Annotated in this window: 15 protein-coding genes; 7 read left to right on the top strand and 8 right to left on the bottom strand. The window is 59.2% G+C overall.

From position 1 onward, the window contains the following. From AC1RT6_RS00945 to AC1RT6_RS00920, 6 genes are all read right to left on the bottom strand, one after another. The coding region (locus AC1RT6_RS00945; RefSeq protein ID WP_493028913.1) for a prephenate dehydrogenase/arogenate dehydrogenase family protein at nucleotides 1–382 on the bottom strand (382 nt) is incomplete at its 3' end. Between the two features lie 33 nt (nucleotides 383–415). Then, a complete protein-coding gene (locus tag AC1RT6_RS00940) occupies nucleotides 416–1486 on the bottom strand; it encodes an enoyl-CoA hydratase/isomerase family protein (RefSeq protein ID WP_079447159.1) in 1071 nt (356 codons plus the stop codon). After that, complete coding sequence (locus AC1RT6_RS00935) at nucleotides 1483–2628, bottom strand: isobutyryl-CoA dehydrogenase (RefSeq protein WP_079447160.1); 1146 nt, start codon at nucleotides 2626–2628, stop codon at nucleotides 1483–1485. The genes AC1RT6_RS00940 and AC1RT6_RS00935 overlap by 4 nt, the downstream gene beginning before the upstream one ends. A gap of 16 nt (nucleotides 2629–2644) precedes the next feature. Next, nucleotides 2645–4138 (bottom strand): CoA-acylating methylmalonate-semialdehyde dehydrogenase, encoded by a 1494-nt coding sequence (locus AC1RT6_RS00930; protein WP_079447161.1) that lies wholly within the window; start codon nucleotides 4136–4138, stop codon nucleotides 2645–2647. Between the two features lie 95 nt (nucleotides 4139–4233). Beyond that, complete coding sequence (locus AC1RT6_RS00925) at nucleotides 4234–5403, bottom strand: acetyl-CoA acetyltransferase (protein ID WP_079447162.1); 1170 nt, start codon at nucleotides 5401–5403, stop codon at nucleotides 4234–4236. A gap of 377 nt (nucleotides 5404–5780) precedes the next feature. Then, nucleotides 5781–6371, bottom strand: coding sequence for an SET domain-containing protein (locus AC1RT6_RS00920; protein WP_079447163.1), 591 nt, complete (start codon nucleotides 6369–6371; stop codon nucleotides 5781–5783). 221 nt (nucleotides 6372–6592) lie between these two features. On the opposite strand from AC1RT6_RS00920, the gene AC1RT6_RS00915 reads away from it, so the two are divergent. The 4 genes from AC1RT6_RS00915 to AC1RT6_RS00900 all read left to right on the top strand — a co-directional run bounded on the left by AC1RT6_RS00915 (nucleotide 6593) and on the right by AC1RT6_RS00900 (nucleotide 9298). Then, entirely contained in the window at nucleotides 6593–7525 is a 933-nt protein-coding gene (locus AC1RT6_RS00915; protein ID WP_087881169.1) for a class I SAM-dependent methyltransferase, read from the top strand. A gap of 131 nt (nucleotides 7526–7656) precedes the next feature. Then, nucleotides 7657–8124: a hypothetical protein gene (locus AC1RT6_RS00910; protein WP_079447164.1), complete on the top strand. Its 468-nt coding sequence runs from the start codon at nucleotides 7657–7659 to the stop codon at nucleotides 8122–8124. 89 nt (nucleotides 8125–8213) lie between these two features. Next, nucleotides 8214–8906: a methyltransferase family protein gene (locus AC1RT6_RS00905; RefSeq protein WP_079447165.1), complete on the top strand. Its 693-nt coding sequence runs from the start codon at nucleotides 8214–8216 to the stop codon at nucleotides 8904–8906. 32 nt (nucleotides 8907–8938) lie between these two features. Continuing rightward, entirely contained in the window at nucleotides 8939–9298 is a 360-nt protein-coding gene (locus tag AC1RT6_RS00900) for a GFA family protein (RefSeq protein WP_472790210.1), read from the top strand. Nucleotides 9299–9446: 148 nt separating this feature from the next. Here AC1RT6_RS00900 and AC1RT6_RS00895 read toward each other — a convergent pair whose 3' ends face one another. Both AC1RT6_RS00895 and AC1RT6_RS00890 read right to left on the bottom strand, forming a co-directional pair. Next, nucleotides 9447–10388 carry a Tim44 domain-containing protein gene (locus tag AC1RT6_RS00895; protein WP_079447167.1) on the bottom strand — a complete coding sequence of 314 codons (942 nt, stop codon included), beginning with the start codon at nucleotides 10386–10388 and terminating at the stop codon, nucleotides 9447–9449. A gap of 126 nt (nucleotides 10389–10514) precedes the next feature. Next, entirely contained in the window at nucleotides 10515–10859 is a 345-nt protein-coding gene (locus tag AC1RT6_RS00890) for a DUF1491 family protein (protein WP_079447168.1), read from the bottom strand. Between the two features lie 699 nt (nucleotides 10860–11558). Here AC1RT6_RS00890 and purB point away from each other — a divergent pair. From purB to AC1RT6_RS00875, 3 genes are all read left to right on the top strand, one after another. Then, nucleotides 11559–12866, top strand: coding sequence for an adenylosuccinate lyase (purB, locus tag AC1RT6_RS00885; RefSeq protein WP_079447170.1), 1308 nt, complete (start codon nucleotides 11559–11561; stop codon nucleotides 12864–12866). A 232-nt stretch (nucleotides 12867–13098) separates the two neighbouring features. After that, the gene (locus AC1RT6_RS00880) at nucleotides 13099–13707 is read left to right on the top strand and encodes a PilZ domain-containing protein (RefSeq protein WP_079447171.1); all 609 of its coding nucleotides are present in this window, start codon (nucleotides 13099–13101) and stop codon (nucleotides 13705–13707) included. Between the two features lie 446 nt (nucleotides 13708–14153). Continuing rightward, nucleotides 14154–14774 carry a transglutaminase-like cysteine peptidase gene (locus AC1RT6_RS00875; protein WP_079447172.1) on the top strand — a complete coding sequence of 207 codons (621 nt, stop codon included), beginning with the start codon at nucleotides 14154–14156 and terminating at the stop codon, nucleotides 14772–14774. Nucleotides 14775–14829: the final 55 nt, after the last annotated feature.

The raw sequence follows: 14829 nt of genomic DNA, 5'->3' as shown, positions 1-14829 counted from the left end.
CGTCGCGGGCGCCCGCCACGCCTCCCGAGACCGGCGCATCGACCGAATGCAGAGAAGCCCTGGCCGCCAGCATATGGACCCGCCGGGCGCTTTCGACATCGATGGTCGAACAGTCGATCATCAGCGCGCCCCTGGTAACCACGGGCATAACATCTGTCCAAACCGATACCACATGCCTCCCGATCGGCAGCATGGTGATGATGACGTCCGCGTTTGTCACCGCAGCCCTTGCGCTGCCTGCAATCGTCACGCCATTCGTTTTGGCCGCATCTCTCGACTCCGAAACGAGATCGAAACCGACCACCCTGTGGCCGGCCTTGACGAGATTGGCCGCCATGGGCTCACCCATGTTGCCGAGACCGATGAACGCAATGGCCGCCATGCTGCCTCCAGTCGAAGTTACTTGTTCTTATATCTAATTGAACACAAGTTCGTCCGCGCCGACATTCGCAAAATACGGCGCAATCATCTCCGGCGTAACCTCTTCGATCCTCGACGGCGACCACTTTGGATTTCGATCCTTGTCGATGATCGTAGCGCGAACGCCTTCGCGAAAATCGTCGCTCGTAAAGACTGCGAGCGCGGCACGATATTCTCGTGCAAGGCATTCCTCCAGCGTGGCCGAGGCGCGCGCAAGCCGCAGCAACTTTAACGTCACCATAAGGCCGCGTGGCGATTTCTCGCTGAGAGTCTTGAGGGTGGACCGCGCGAGTTCGGACCCGTCGCGTTGCAGCGCCGCCAGGATATTGTCCATTCGACCATGGGCGAACCATGCATCGATCCGCGGGCGGATTGACGCGACAGAACTGCCAGCGTCGCCATTCGTAAAGCCGGCGATCGTTGATTTCACGCGGGCTGAATCCGCACTAGCACCGAGATCGATCAGCGCCTCGCGCAACGCAGCAAGTTTTCGCGACGGCACAACCACATCGGCGAAGTCTGCGTAGATCGCATCCGGCCCGTTCATGTTCTGGCCGGTCAACCCGAAATAGGTCCCGATTTCACCAGGCGCACGCGACAACAGCCAGGTGCCGCCGACATCCGGAAAGAAGCCGAGACCGGTCTCCGGCATTGCGAGCCTGGTTCTCTCGGTGACGACGCGGTGCCCGCCATGCGCCGACAATCCGACGCCGCCGCCCATCACGATGCCATCCATGAAGGCGACATAGGGCTTTGGAAGTTTCGCAATCCGGGCATTGAGTAAGTATTCCTCGCGCCAGAACTCCTTGCCGAGATTGCCCCCGACATTCGCACTCTCCCAAAGCGAGCGGATATCGCCTCCCGCGCACAAGCCGCGCTCGCCGGCACCCTCAAGAAGAACCAAACCGACGGCAGGGTCTGCCTCGAACTGGTCCAGCGCCTTATGCATCTCGCGAAACATTTCCAGGGTGACGGCATTGATTGCCTTCGGACGATTGAGGCGAACGACGCCCACGCTCCCCTCGCGCCGTACGATCAGATCCGGCTCGTCTGCAAGACCCCTCATCGCGCACCCTCGATCAGCTTGCGTGACACGATCACGCGCATGATCTCGTTGGTGCCCTCGAGAATTTGATGGACGCGCAGATCGCGCACGATCTTCTCGATGCCGTACTCACTGAGATAGCCGTAACCGCCGTGGAGTTGCAGCGCTTGATTGGCGACATCGAATCCAACATCCGTGGTGAGCCGCTTTGCCATCGCGCACAGCATGGTGGCATCAGTATCCTCCCGATCCAGCGCGGAAGCCGCACGCCACAGAAACGTTCGTGCCGCTTCCAGCTCGGTCGCCATGTCGGCGACCTTGAATTGCAAGGCCTGGAATTCCTCGAGCCGCTTCCCGAAAGCCTGGCGCTCCTTCATGTAAACGAGCGTCTTGTCGAGCGCCGATTGCGCGCCACCGAGCGAACACGCGGCGATGTTCAGCCGTCCGCCGTCAAGTCCTGCCATCGCGATCTTGAACCCGACGCCCTCGTCGCCAAGACGGTTTACGACCGGCACCCGCGCGCGCTCGAAAATCACCGCCCGGGTGGGCTGCGCGTTCCATCCCATCTTGCGTTCGTTGACGCCGAACGAGACACCCGGCGTATCGCTTTCGACCACGAGCGTCGAGATACCGCCAGGCCCGTCGTCTCCGGTGCGCACCATCACGACGTAAAGGTCGCTGGCGCCGGCGCCCGATATGAACTGCTTCTGTCCGTCGACAACGTAATGATCGCCGTCACGCGTCGCGCGGGTCCGCAAGGCTGCCGCATCCGATCCCGCGGCAGGTTCAGTCAGACAATAGCTCGCCAGCAGCTCCATGGTGCAGAGTTTCGGCAACCATTTGAGCCGCTGCTCGTCCGAACCGTAGGCATCGATCATCCACGACGCCATGTTGTGGATCGAAATGAACGACGATACGGTGGGACAACCCTGCGCTAGCGCCTCGAAGATGAGCGCAGCATCAAGCCGGCTCAAGGCTGAGCCGCCGACATCATCCCTAATATAGATGCCGCCGATACCGAGCGCCGCTGCCTCCCGCATCGTCGCGACCGGAAAGTGCTTCTCCTCATCCCATTTGAGTGCGAACGGCGCGATCTTCTCAGCGGCGAAGTCGCGCGCCATATCGCGGACAGCGATCTGATCCTCAGTCAGCGCGAACTGCATACGTGATCCCTGCCGGTCACTTGCTGTGGAACGCGAACTGCGCCCCTTCCTTGACGCCGGAGGGCCAGCGCGAGGTGACGGTCTTGGTCTTGGTGTAGAACCGAATTGAATCCGGACCGTACTGATTAAGATCGCCGAAGCCCGAGCGCTTCCAGCCACCGAACGTATAGTAGGCGACCGGCACCGGGATCGGCACGTTGATGCCCACCATTCCCACCTGGACGCGGGAAGCGAACTCGCGCGCAGCGTCGCCATCGCGCGTGAAGATCGCCACGCCGTTGCCGTATTCGTGCTGCGACGGCAGAGCCACCGCTTCGTCAAAATCATTGACGCGCACCACCGAGAGCACGGGACCAAAAATCTCTTCCTTGTAGATCCGCATGTCCCTGGTGACGTTGTCGAATAGACAAGCACCCATGTAGAAGCCGTTCTCGTAGCCTTGCATTTTGAAGCGGCGACCATCGACCGCCAGCGTAGCGCCTTCCTTGACGCCAATCTCGACATAGTTCCTGACACGCTCCAGCGCCGACCTGGTGACGAGCGGACCGAAATCGGCGGATGCATCGGTGGACGGTCCGATCTTCAGGTTCTCCACGCGCGGGATTAGCTTCTCCATTAGCCGGTCGCCAGTTGTTTTGCCGACCGGCACCGCGACCGATACCGCCATGCAGCGCTCACCGGCTGCGCCATAGCCCGCCCCCACCAGCGCATCCACCGACTGATCCATATCAGCGTCAGGCATGATGATCATGTGATTCTTGGCGCCGCCAAAACATTGACACCGTTTGCCCGTCGCGGCAGCACGAGAATAAATATAATGCGCGACCGAGGAGGAGCCGACGAAGCCGATGGCCGCGATATCGGGATCGTCAAGAATGGCGTCGACCGCCTCCTTATCCCCGTTCACGACATTAAGAATGCCGGACGGCAAACCGGCCTCGAACATAAGTTCGGCCAGCCGCATCGGCACACCTGGATCGCGCTCGGAGGGTTTCAGAATGAAGGCGTTGCCACAGGCGATTGCCGGCGCAAACTTCCACATCGGAATCATCGCCGGGAAATTGAACGGCGTGATTCCGGCAACGACGCCGAGTGGCTGGCGCATCGAATAGCTGTCGATGCCGGGACCGGCGTTCTCGGTGAAACTGCCTTTCATCAACTCGGGAATGCCGATGGCGTATTCAACGACCTCCACGCCGCGGAAGATGTCGCCGTTGGCGTCGGGAATGGTCTTGCCATGTTCGCGGGCGAGCAGTTCCGCCATCGCATCATTGTCGCGCGCCACCAGTTCGAGAAACTTGATCAGCACGCGGATTCGGTGCTGCGGACTGGTCGCTGCCCAAGCCGGCTGCGCAGCCTTGGCATTCTCCACGGCCTCGCGCAATTCAGCTTTCGATGCCAATGCGACCCTGGCCTGCACCTCGCCCGTCATCGGCTGATACACGTCGGCGAAACGTTTCGATGCACCCTTGATATTCTTGCCGCCGATAAAGTGCCCGATGGTACGCATGCTCCCTCCCGGCTCGTTTGCAAGATTCCAGTCGTGACATCCTGATCCGTATATTCTTATTCGCTGCGCGTCTTGAACGATGCGCGCTTTAGAAACTATCGAACCGGCTCGAGGATCGAAACATAGTTCGCAACTGCCGTGCCACCCATGTTGAAGATGCCGGCGAGTTTGGCGCCTCTGATCTGCATGCCATCGGGTGCCTCGCCTGCGAGTTGCATTGCGCTCATCACATGCATGGAAACTCCGGTGGCGCCGATCGGATGGCCCTTGGCTTTCAGACCGCCCGACGGATTGATCGGCAACTTGCCATCCTTCTGCGTCCAGCCTTCCTTGATGGCGCGTGCCCCTTGCCCCCTGGGCGTCAGCCCCATGGCCTCATACTCGATCAGTTCGGCAATGGTGAAGCAATCGTGAGTCTCGACAAAAGAAAGATCGGACAGCGCAACGCCGGCCTTCGCCAGCGCCCGCTGCCAGGCCACCGTGCAACCCTCGAACTCGAGAATGTTGCGCCTCGACATCGGCAGGAAATCCTGCGCGTGGCCGGTCCCGCGGATGCTGATCGCCTTGCGCGCCGACTTGGCCATGTCAGCATCCATCAGCACCAACGCGGCCGCGCCATCCGAAACCAGCGAACAGTCGGTACGTTTCAGCGGCCCCGCCACGAACGGGTTCTTCTCGCTCTCGGAACGGCAGAAGTCGTAACCGAAATCCTTGCGCAGTTGCGCGTAAGGATTGGCGACGCCGTTCTTGTGGTTCTTCGCTGCGATCATCGCCAGCGCATCCGAAGCGTCTCCGTATTTCTGGAAATAGGCTTGCGCGATCTTGCCAAAAATGCCGGCAAAACCGCCGACGGTATCGCCATCTTCGGGAAGGTAGGAGGCGCGCAGCAGATTGCGGCCGATCTCCGGACCGGGCGTCCGCGTCATCTGCTCAACGCCGACCACCAGCACGATCCTCGCCGCACCGGACGCAATCGCGCGGACACCATGATGCACCGCCGCCGACCCGGTGGCGCAGGCATTCTCCACGCGCGTCGCCGGTTTGAAGCGGAGTTCTGGATCAGCTTGCAGGACGAGAGCCGCGGTAAAATCCTGTGGTGAGAAACCGGCATTGAAATGCCCGAGCAAGATCTCATCAACCTCGCCTGCGGAAACGCCTGCATCGGCCAATGCGTCGGTTGCCACCTTCACCACAAGACTTTCGACGGTCTCGGTGTCCAGTTTCCCGAACGGCGTATGCGCCCACCCCACAATGTTGGCGGTCATGGTCCTGCTCCCATGTGCTGGCCCGTATCTGTTTTAGAGCGGGATGCGAGCGGATCGTCACCACACACGCTCCTCTTCCCGCTCTGGTCTTATGCCGAGATATAGTCTGTCGGAAACGCGGGTTTCAGGGCGATAGTGGGATTTTTCACCCCAACATATGACTGACCATGCGTTCCCAGCTGGACAACGGGACAGAGCGGCGCCTTGCGAAACAAACCGGAAGCAACTCGGCGGAGCGATAATTCACGAACCTGCGCGCTTTATATGGCCGCGCACTCCATGTCCGTTCTCAACGGCACAACTAGACGGCTTTGAACCCGGCCACCGCAAGATTAAGATGACCGACTGAGCGATAACAGGATGATCAGCACCGTTCTTTATGAACGTTTCTTTGATCTTCCGTCCTTAGCTGCCGACCGCGCCTTCGAGTTCTTTGGAGCTGCGGAGCGCGCCTTATGCCCGTTCAGCTTTCTGCGACTGCCTCCGACGCCTGCGCGCTTTTCGGCCCTCGCCCGTGAATGCTTCTTTTCCTCGCGCGCCGCCGCACGCAACTTCTTGCGTTTCTTTTCACAGGAGTCGCACTTGCAGCCGATCGGCTTCAAATACTCCTTGAAGTAGTCGGTGCCGTAATCGTAGTTGATTTCCTCGCCGGGCGCGATGTCCTTGATGGCGCGAATATCGACGCGCCGCTTGATCTTGCGGACGTCCGACTCCGCATTCGGTTTGCAGGAGTGGTTGATATAGCGTGCGATGTTCTTGCGCAGCGAACCGTCGATGGTCCAGCGGCTGGTGATCTGGAAGAGATACTTGTTCTCGACCGCATCGTCCTTCTCTTTGTTGCAGTCGAGCAGCGGCCCGATATACCGGATGATCGTCGTGCCCTTCTTGATTGGTTTGGTGGCGAAGAGACCGAGCCCCGTGCGGGAGCGGCCAATACGATAAGGCTTGTTCAGAGATATGTCGGGCATGATGGGCTAAACTGAAATGCTCAATGATGATGTCAGGCTTCGTGGATACGTTAGTTTTGCATGATTCCGTAGCTATTGTCAGGTGGCTCCGTCCCTACGTGCTGATCTTCCATAACCGCAGATGGGTTTATCTTCGCCTTGGTTTCTGCAATAAGCAACTCGCGTTTAGAAGCGTGAACGACAGTTGGACTTTTCGAAATAAGGACGGAGCATTGTTAAAGGTGGAATTCTCCCGGATCAATGAGGCCAAAGCAGTCTTCGATGATATCTACATTCAGGACGACCCAAGATCGTATTTCTCGATCCTGGGCGATCTCGACTATATGATCACCGATGTAGCCGAGCCGGTTATCCGCCAGATACTATCCGCCAAGGCTTCTGTCAGCAAAGCCGAACCGGTCGTGCTCGATGTCGGCTGCTCATACGGCATCAACGCCGCCGTGCATCGTTTTCCGCTGACTTTCGGAGGTTTGCGCCACCGCTACGCCCGGCGCGAAGTAAAGGCAATCAGCCCCGAAGAGTTGATGCTGCTCGATCGCAACTTCTATGCGAGTTGGCCCGATCATGGCCTCGCCCGGTTTATCGGCCTTGATGTATCGGCGCCAGCAATTCGCTACGCGACGCGCGTCGGGCTTCTCGATCATGGCATCGTCGCCGACCTCGAAAACCAGCCGCTTTCCGCGGAAGACGCGCGCATTGTCCGCCCCGTCGACGTGATCCTGTCAACGGGATGCATCGGCTATGTCACCGAAAAGACATTCGGCAAGCTTCTCGGTGCGACTGAGAAGAAACCATGGATCATTTCCTTCGTGCTGCGAATGTTTCCTTATGACGCGCTTGCGACGACATTCGCACAGCGCGGCCTGGTAACGGAAAAGCTGAGCGGCGTGACTTTTGTCCAGCGCCGTTTTCGCGATGCCGAGGAGTTCGAGAGCAGCCTTACAACTCTCGCAGCCGCCCAAATCGACTCAACGGGGCTTGAATCCGAGGGTTTGTTTCACGCGGATTTGATCCTTTCCCGGCCGGAGGAAGATGCGCGCGCCGCTCCGCTGGAAGACATCGTAACCGTGGCCAGCGGCCGCGGCCGTCCGATCGCGCCGCGTTACGTTCACGTCGAGAGCGATGACGGCTTGCGAGTGACGCTGGAGCCGTAATCGGTGCGTCGCCTCGTGATCATCATGACAGGAATATGCCACCAGGCGCTGAGGAACAATTTCGCCGGCTCCAGTGCGAATCTATCCGCGCGTACCCACCAGCTTGATCGTTTTCCTCGGGAGATCGTTGAATGACAAGCCTGCGCCGCTGCCTCACCAGCCTTTATCTTGCCGCAGCAACGATGCTTGCCCCTTTACCGGCCCTAGCTGATCGCTGTGACGATCTGGCCGGACAACTTAAAAGTCAGATCGACGGCTTGCATGTCGGCAAGACCGCCGCCAACGCTATTTTCCTGTCGCATCCCGCGACCACGCAGTTGATCCTCGGTTGCCCTAATCGCAAGTTTACCAACGAACTGATCGCCGGCACGGATAGCCGCAAGCCGAAACCTGAGTTTTACGATCTGGTGGCGCGAGCCTCTGCCATTATCTTCACGATCCCGGTCGCCGATACGTTGAAAGGCGTCACCCGATGCATCAAGCGCATGGGCCTATTACACGGCGACGACGTACAGATGCGCTATCGGCGGCTGAACATGCATTGCACCCGCACCAAAACCAGCGCCGCCATCGCAGTATCCCGCGGCAACGACGAGTGACGAACCAACAATTTCCAACCTTTCCCGAAAAGGAACCAATTCTCTGCTTCCTGTCGCAGGTTCGCCGCGAAATGTGGTAATGTGGATGCATGGATGAAGAGCGCAACCTGATCCGCCGGTTGATGACCCAGAACACGGTGTGGATCGTTACACTGGGCATGCTGCTGTTCGTCCCCGCAGGCAGCGTGGACTGGCCTGCCGCCTGGCTGTTTCTCGCGACGCTCGGTATTCTCGGTATCATCGGTGGATTTTGGTTTGTGAAGATCAATCCCGGGCTGCTGACCGAACGCATGCGCCCAATGATTCAGAAGGACCAGCCGAAGGCGGACAAGGTCTTCATCCTGGTAATGGGGCTGGTCAGCATGATCTGGCTGATCGTCATGGGCCTCGATCAACGTTATCGGTGGTCGGGCATGAGTGCCGGATTTCAGGTTCTCGGCTTCGTGCTGTTCATGCTGTCGCTCGCTATTTCGTTCTGGGCGATGCGGGAGAACGCATTCGCCGCGCCGGTGGTGAAGATACAGGCCGAGCGCGGACATCAAGTGATCCGCACAGGCCCCTACGCGCTTGTCAGGCATCCGATGTATAGCGGGGCGATCTTCTTTTTCCTCGGGGTTTCGCTGCTGCTGGGATCATGGTGGGGCGCTACAATCACGCCGATCTTCATCGGGCTGTTCGCAGGGCGTGTGGTGATCGAGGAAAGCACCCTGCTCGCCGGCTTGCCGAACTATCGGGATTACACCGAGCAAGTCCGCTACCGATTGTTGCCCGGAATCTGGTAGTCTGATCCGTTCGCTCTGGACCGGAGAGCCAAATGCCCGACGTGAAAACATACACCGGCGGCTGTCATTGCGGTCAGGTGCGCTTCGAGTGCACAACAGATCTTGCCATGGTGACCGCATGTAACTGCTCGATCTGCACCAAGAAGGGACTGCACATCACCTTTCTTGCGCCACAAGATTTTCAGCTCAGGGCGGGCGAAGATAATCTCAAGGAGTACCTGTTCAACAAGCACGTGATCCGGCATCAGCTTTGCATCGACTTTGGTGTTGAGGTATTCGCGCGCGGCAAAAAGCCGGACGGGACTGAAGTGGTCGCTCTCAATGTGAGTTGCATCGACGGTCTCGATCTGTCCCGTCTTACATTGACACCGATCGATGGACGCAGCCTCTGAAACGCTGCACGTTTGCTACAACGGTTTCGAGCGAAGTAGCTTCCGGTTCGCGTGAAACGTGCCCAAGCCCAGGCCCTTCGTTCAACGCAAACAAAAAGACGCCACGAGGTTATCGCGGCGCCTTCTTTTGAATGATCGTCCTGACCGGTCAGGTCTGCTGGATCGCCGATAACTCCCATTTTCCTCCGCTCCGACGCGCGAACGTCCAGACGTCGGTCGCCTCCTGCGGCTGGTCGCTGCCCTCGACGATGCGGCCGCTGGCGCGCTCGATGGTCTTGTCGATCAACGAGTAACGCAGCGCCACCGTGGCATAATCGGTAACTCCTTCGCGCCAAGCTTCTGCGAGATCGCCCTGCAGAAGCTTGACGTCCGACACCTTGTTGACGACGCCACGGGCGTCGTTGGCCCGGAGATCTTCGGTGAAATATGACACCATTTCCGGCGTTGCCAGCGTGTGCAGGGTGTTGACGTTCTCGTTCGACCACGCGGCCTGGATTTCTCCGAGCAGGCGCTCAAAAGCTTCGTAGTCGGACGGCGTGATTTCCAGCGGCGCGGCGCTGGACATCGAACCGAAACCGAGACCGCTGCGGGCGTTCGTTTGAGCAGCAGCCGGCCCAGGCGCCGGTCCGGCATACGCAGGCGCATTACGCCGCTGCCACCACGACATCGCAAAGCGGACAACGAGATAGATCAGGCCGATCTGAAGCACCAGGCCGATGATGGACGACAGGCCTCCAAGGCCGCCGAACAGGCCGCCGCCGAACAGCAAACCCAATAGTCCCGCACCGAGGAAGCCGGCAGCGAGACCGCCGAGCATACCCATGCCCGGCCGGTTAAAACGGCCAGTAGCCGCAGCACCGGCGGCCGGACGGCCGGGCTGGCTCATCGTGCGATCGAGCGGACGCGCCGCGTTCGGCGCGGTATTGGTGACCGGCGGCGCGGAGAAGGTCCGCGAGCCGCGCGATCCATAGCTGCTGCCTCCGCCGACGCGCGCGTCCGCTGCAGAGACCGCTAACATCAAGGGAAGCGCCAACGACAGGACGACGGCAAAAGCCTTCATCGCGCCGGACGCCCACTTAGCCAATTTCATAAGTTGTTCCTTTTTCTTTCGGCAGGATCTGGCCCTTAAAATGGGTAGCCCCGGTCAAAAGAAAAGTCTTATCGAGTCACAAAGCTGCGGCCCACCGTCGCGGCAACGTCTGGTAAGCTGAATTCATTATTTCGACGCCAGGTCGAGAAAATGCCGCCCTGCTTTGTCTTCGATTTCAACGATCCAGGCATCCGGATCGAATCGAACTTCTCTCTCCAGGCGCTCATCGACCGCCTGCTCGGCGATGGGCTCGGCTGAAGACGGAGCGAATACACGCTCAATGGGACGGCTGTCATCGTATACGGCCTGCGGCGCAGGGCCGTAAAGCATCGCATTGCCGTCGAGAAACGCCAGTTTAACGAAGACAGCGCCGGCCTCATCAGCTCCCCGGCGGCATACCGCTCCGAAAACGCCCTCGGACTGGCAACGGCGCAGGTAGGCGGCGACCCAAATGCTCGATTTCAAACGCATGAGGATGACGATAAGCCGTTCGCGAGAGCGGCGCTAGGGCGTGTGCTCATGAACTCGAACGACCGGCGGACTGTCCGCCTATGCACGCAACCGACTCAAGTCCGACATCGCGTCAGTCCGAAAGGGGCCAATAGCGTTCATTAAGTTACGCATATCACGCGGTTCCAGATCGATCTCAGCGCAATCCCAAGTAAAAGCCAGTTGCGATGAATATCTGGATGAAAATCGTCGCCAAACTTCTTTTGAACCCTGTAAGCGACGGGTAGACGTTTGAGAGATAGACTGCTGAAGACACGAGGTAGATGGCAGCGGCCATCCCAATAACCACGAGGAGATTTGGGCCCTCAGGGTCATTGAAGAATGCAAACATTGTCCTCGAACATGCGACGGCTGTAATCGCCAGAATCAGCAAAGAACTATTTTTGAAGTTAACATGCATGGGGTCGCGTCCCCCGTTTTTGCGCATTGATACGATCATACCGTAGCCGAGGCTATGGCACGAACGCCAAGAGGATGACCGCTTTGGATCAGTTGCAGACGGTCCCATGCCGGTCAGGCTGTGTCTGCTCTACTTCTTACAAGCGGACGATCCCGGATTTATGAATACACGTCCTGGTTCGACCTTCCACGCACCGTTTGTTTCCTTCCGAGAGCTCTGCTAAAGCGCGGCATAATCCCTGAAAACCTCAAGGATCGTCGATGATTCCTCGTTACACCCGTCCGGAAATGGCTTCGATCTGGGAGCCGCAGACCCGTTTCAAGATCTGGTTCGAGATCGAGGCTCACGCGGCGGACGCCCAGGCCGAACTCGGGGTGATCCCTAAGCAAGCTGCTGAAACCATCTGGGCCAAAGCCAAGGATGCGACGTTCAATGTGGAGCGCATCGACGAGATCGAGCGCGAAACCAGGCACGACGTCATTGCCTTCCTCACTCACCTTGCTGAAATTGTCGGTCCCGAGGCGCGCTTCGTGCATCAGGGCATGACGTCATCGGACGTGCTCGACACATGCTTCAACGTACAACTCACCCGCGCTGCCGACATCCTGATCGCCGACATCGATAAGCTGCTCGGGGCGCTGAAGACCCGCGCGTTTGAACACAAGATGACGCCGACCATCGGCCGTTCGCACGGTATTCACGCCGAGCCCGTGACCTTCGGGCTCAAGCTCGCTTACGCCTATGCGGAGTTCACACGCGCCAAGGAACGCCTGACCGCGGCCCGCAAGGAGATCGCGACCTGCGCGATCTCAGGCGCGGTCGGCACCTTCGCCCAGATCGATCCGCGCGTGGAGGAACACGTTGCCCGAGCGATGGGATTAACCCCCGAGCCGGTGTCGACGCAGGTGATCCCGCGTGACCGCCACGCGATGTTTTTCGCCACGCTGGGCGTCATCGCCTCCTCGATGGAACGGCTCGCTATCGAAATCCGCCATCTGCAACGCACCGAGGTGCTGGAGGCCGAGGAGTTCTTCTCCGAGGGGCAGAAGGGGTCGTCAGCGATGCCGCACAAGCGCAACCCCGTGCTGACCGAGAACATCACCGGGCTTGCCCGCATGGTGCGCGGCTATGTGACACCGGCCCTGGAGAACGTCGCCCTCTGGCACGAGCGCGACATCTCGCACTCCTCGGCCGAACGCATGATCGGCCCGGACGCCACCGTGACGCTGGACTTTGCGCTCAACCGTCTCGCAAGCGTCATCGACAAGCTGTTGATCTATCCCGCCACCATGCAAAAGAACCTCGACCGGCTTGGCGGGCTTGTGCATTCGCAGCGTGTGCTGATCGCGCTCACCCAAAAAGGCGCGAGCCGCGAAGATGCCTACAAGCTGGTTCAGCGGAATGCCATGCCGGTGTGGCGCGGCGAAGGCGACTTCCAGGCGCTTTTGAAGAACGATGCCGATGTGACGAAATATCTCACCGCCGCTGAGATCGCCGAGCAGTTCGACCTCAACTATCACCTCAAGCACGTCGATACGATCTTCAAACGGGTGTTCGGAAGTGCGTGAGCGTGCCGCAATCCTCTATCGTAAGCGCGCCAGATATTGCCCCGAGCTCGAAGAAGCGAGCCTTGTCGCGCCTCTCGTAGACGCGGCATGAGCCGTCTTGGTGTCGATCGAAGCCGGTTTGTGCAGTCAGCGTTCGGGCTATACCGCTCAGAAACGCTAACGCCGCGTTAACCCTGACAACCCTAAGGTTTATTCATACCGACTGTTGGTCGACCCGCGGACCGATCGATTTATGGCGTTGGCGCAGAAAATCTCGAACCTGCCGGTTGAGCGCCGGCGATTTCAGCGGGTCAAGATTCACCTGCTGGGTCGCTATATGCTGCCGGATCGGCGCGAATTCCCCTGCCAGGTTATCAACATGTCCCCCGGCGGGCTGGCCATGCTGGCCCCCGGTATCGGCAACGTCGGTGACCGGGTCATCGTCTATCTCGACCACATCGGCCGGGTCGAAGGCAAAATTACCCGGATTATCGACAGCGGGTTCGCCATGAGCGTCAGCGCGACCCCACGCAAACGAGACAAGCTGGCGTCGCAACTCACCTGGCTCGCCAATCGCGACATCCTCAATCTTCCGGAAGATCGCCGCCACGAACGCATCGTGCCGCGCAACCCCATCGCGACACTCACACTTGAAGACGGCACAAGGCTGACTTGCCGGATCATCGACCTTTCGATGTCGGGGGCCGCCGTCTCGGCCGAAAAGCGCCCCCCGCTACAGTCCAAGGTCGCACTCGGCAAGGTGCTCGCCCGCGTTGTCCGCAATCTGGAAGAAGGCTTCGCGCTCGAGTTCATTCACGAGCAACATCCCGATACTCTGGAAGCCAGCGTCAGCGGCCGGTAAACGCCATTCTCGGGATTTAATTCTCGGTACTTCCTTTTTTCTCCAGCCAGTGCCCAGTCATGAAAGGAAGGCTTCGCGCTCGAGTTCATTTCACGAGCAACATCCCGACTCTCGAAGATAACGTCACCGCCCGGTAAACGGCCATTCTCGCAAACCCCCGCCTTGCGATCCTCGTTGTCCGCTTCTGCCACGGCAGAAGCCCGCGATCTCAGGGTTAACGGCAGGCGCGTTCCGATGCGAAAAACCGCGATTCAATCGGGTTTCAATCGCTAATATCTAAAATTTGAATCGATGATGATCGCTAAAATTTGAGTCAATTTCGATTCAAGTACGGATTCAATTAGCGGCGAACTTTACTCGCATTTGCATCGAATGCACTTTGAGCATTTAGCGCCGGCGCAAATCCTTTGTGCGAAATGTGGTCCCAACAAGAAACGGGGGCCACAATGCTCAACAGGGGTCAGGGAATGGGACTGGCGGTGGTTGGCGCCATCCTGTGGGGAATGGCAACGCCAGCGGGGGCCGCGGAAGCAGAAAAGCTCTATGCGAGTCTCGGCGACACCACTCGGGCGCCGATCGGTTGGGTTGAATTCTGCAGCGACAATCCGAAGGAATGCCACGCCGGCGCAACGCAGCCGCGTGATATCGTCTTAACGCCTGACGCCTGGCGCGATCTCCTGAAGGTCAACCGCTGGGTCAACGAAACCGTCAAACCGATGACGGACAAGGATCATTGGGGCGTCGTCGAAAAGTGGTCGCTTCCCACCGACGGCCACGGGGATTGCGAAGACTACGTCCTGTTGAAGCGCAAGATGCTGATCGACGCTGGGTGGCCGCGTGAGGCGTTGCTGGTCACGGTGGTCCGCGACAAGCAGGGCGATGGCCATGCCGTCCTGACCGTTAAAACAGACAAGGGGGAGTTCATTCTCGACAATCAGAATGAAGACGTCCTGGCCTGGATGAAGACCGGCTACCGCTTCATGAAACGACAATCGCAAAGCGACCCCGATGTCTGGGTTGCGCTGGACGATAACCACCCGGCGGTCGCGACGGCCAGTTCTCGATAAACAACAATAAGAGACCCGCGACCCGGTCATACCCCTCCCCGTCCCCAGACCGGCT

Source organism: Nitrobacter sp. MLSD-S21 (assembly GCF_058809865.1).
This window is presented reverse-complemented; position numbering and strand designations above follow the sequence as displayed.

Bases quoted from the DNA above. Each gene is read 5' to 3' on its own strand.
- AC1RT6_RS00890 (WP_079447168.1), bottom strand. From the start codon at position 10,859: ATGCGTTTGAAATCGAGCATTTGGGTCGCCGCCTACCTGCGCCGTTGC.
- AC1RT6_RS00910 (WP_079447164.1), top strand. From the start codon at position 7,657: ATGACAAGCCTGCGCCGCTGCCTCACCAGCCTTTATCTTGCCGCAGCA.
- AC1RT6_RS00925 (WP_079447162.1), bottom strand. From the start codon at position 5,403: ATGACCGCCAACATTGTGGGGTGGGCGCATACGCCGTTCGGGAAACTG.
- AC1RT6_RS00875 (WP_079447172.1), top strand. From the start codon at position 14,154: ATGCTCAACAGGGGTCAGGGAATGGGACTGGCGGTGGTTGGCGCCATC.
- AC1RT6_RS00930 (WP_079447161.1), bottom strand. From the start codon at position 4,138: ATGCGTACCATCGGGCACTTTATCGGCGGCAAGAATATCAAGGGTGCA.
- AC1RT6_RS00940 (WP_079447159.1), bottom strand. From the start codon at position 1,486: ATGAGGGGTCTTGCAGACGAGCCGGATCTGATCGTACGGCGCGAGGGG.
- AC1RT6_RS00880 (WP_079447171.1), top strand. From the start codon at position 13,099: ATGGCGTTGGCGCAGAAAATCTCGAACCTGCCGGTTGAGCGCCGGCGA.
- purB (WP_079447170.1), top strand. From the start codon at position 11,559: ATGATTCCTCGTTACACCCGTCCGGAAATGGCTTCGATCTGGGAGCCG.
- AC1RT6_RS00935 (WP_079447160.1), bottom strand. From the start codon at position 2,628: ATGCAGTTCGCGCTGACTGAGGATCAGATCGCTGTCCGCGATATGGCG.
- AC1RT6_RS00900 (WP_472790210.1), top strand. From the start codon at position 8,939: ATGCCCGACGTGAAAACATACACCGGCGGCTGTCATTGCGGTCAGGTG.
- AC1RT6_RS00905 (WP_079447165.1), top strand. From the start codon at position 8,214: ATGGATGAAGAGCGCAACCTGATCCGCCGGTTGATGACCCAGAACACG.
- AC1RT6_RS00895 (WP_079447167.1), bottom strand. From the start codon at position 10,388: ATGAAATTGGCTAAGTGGGCGTCCGGCGCGATGAAGGCTTTTGCCGTC.
- AC1RT6_RS00920 (WP_079447163.1), bottom strand. From the start codon at position 6,371: ATGCCCGACATATCTCTGAACAAGCCTTATCGTATTGGCCGCTCCCGC.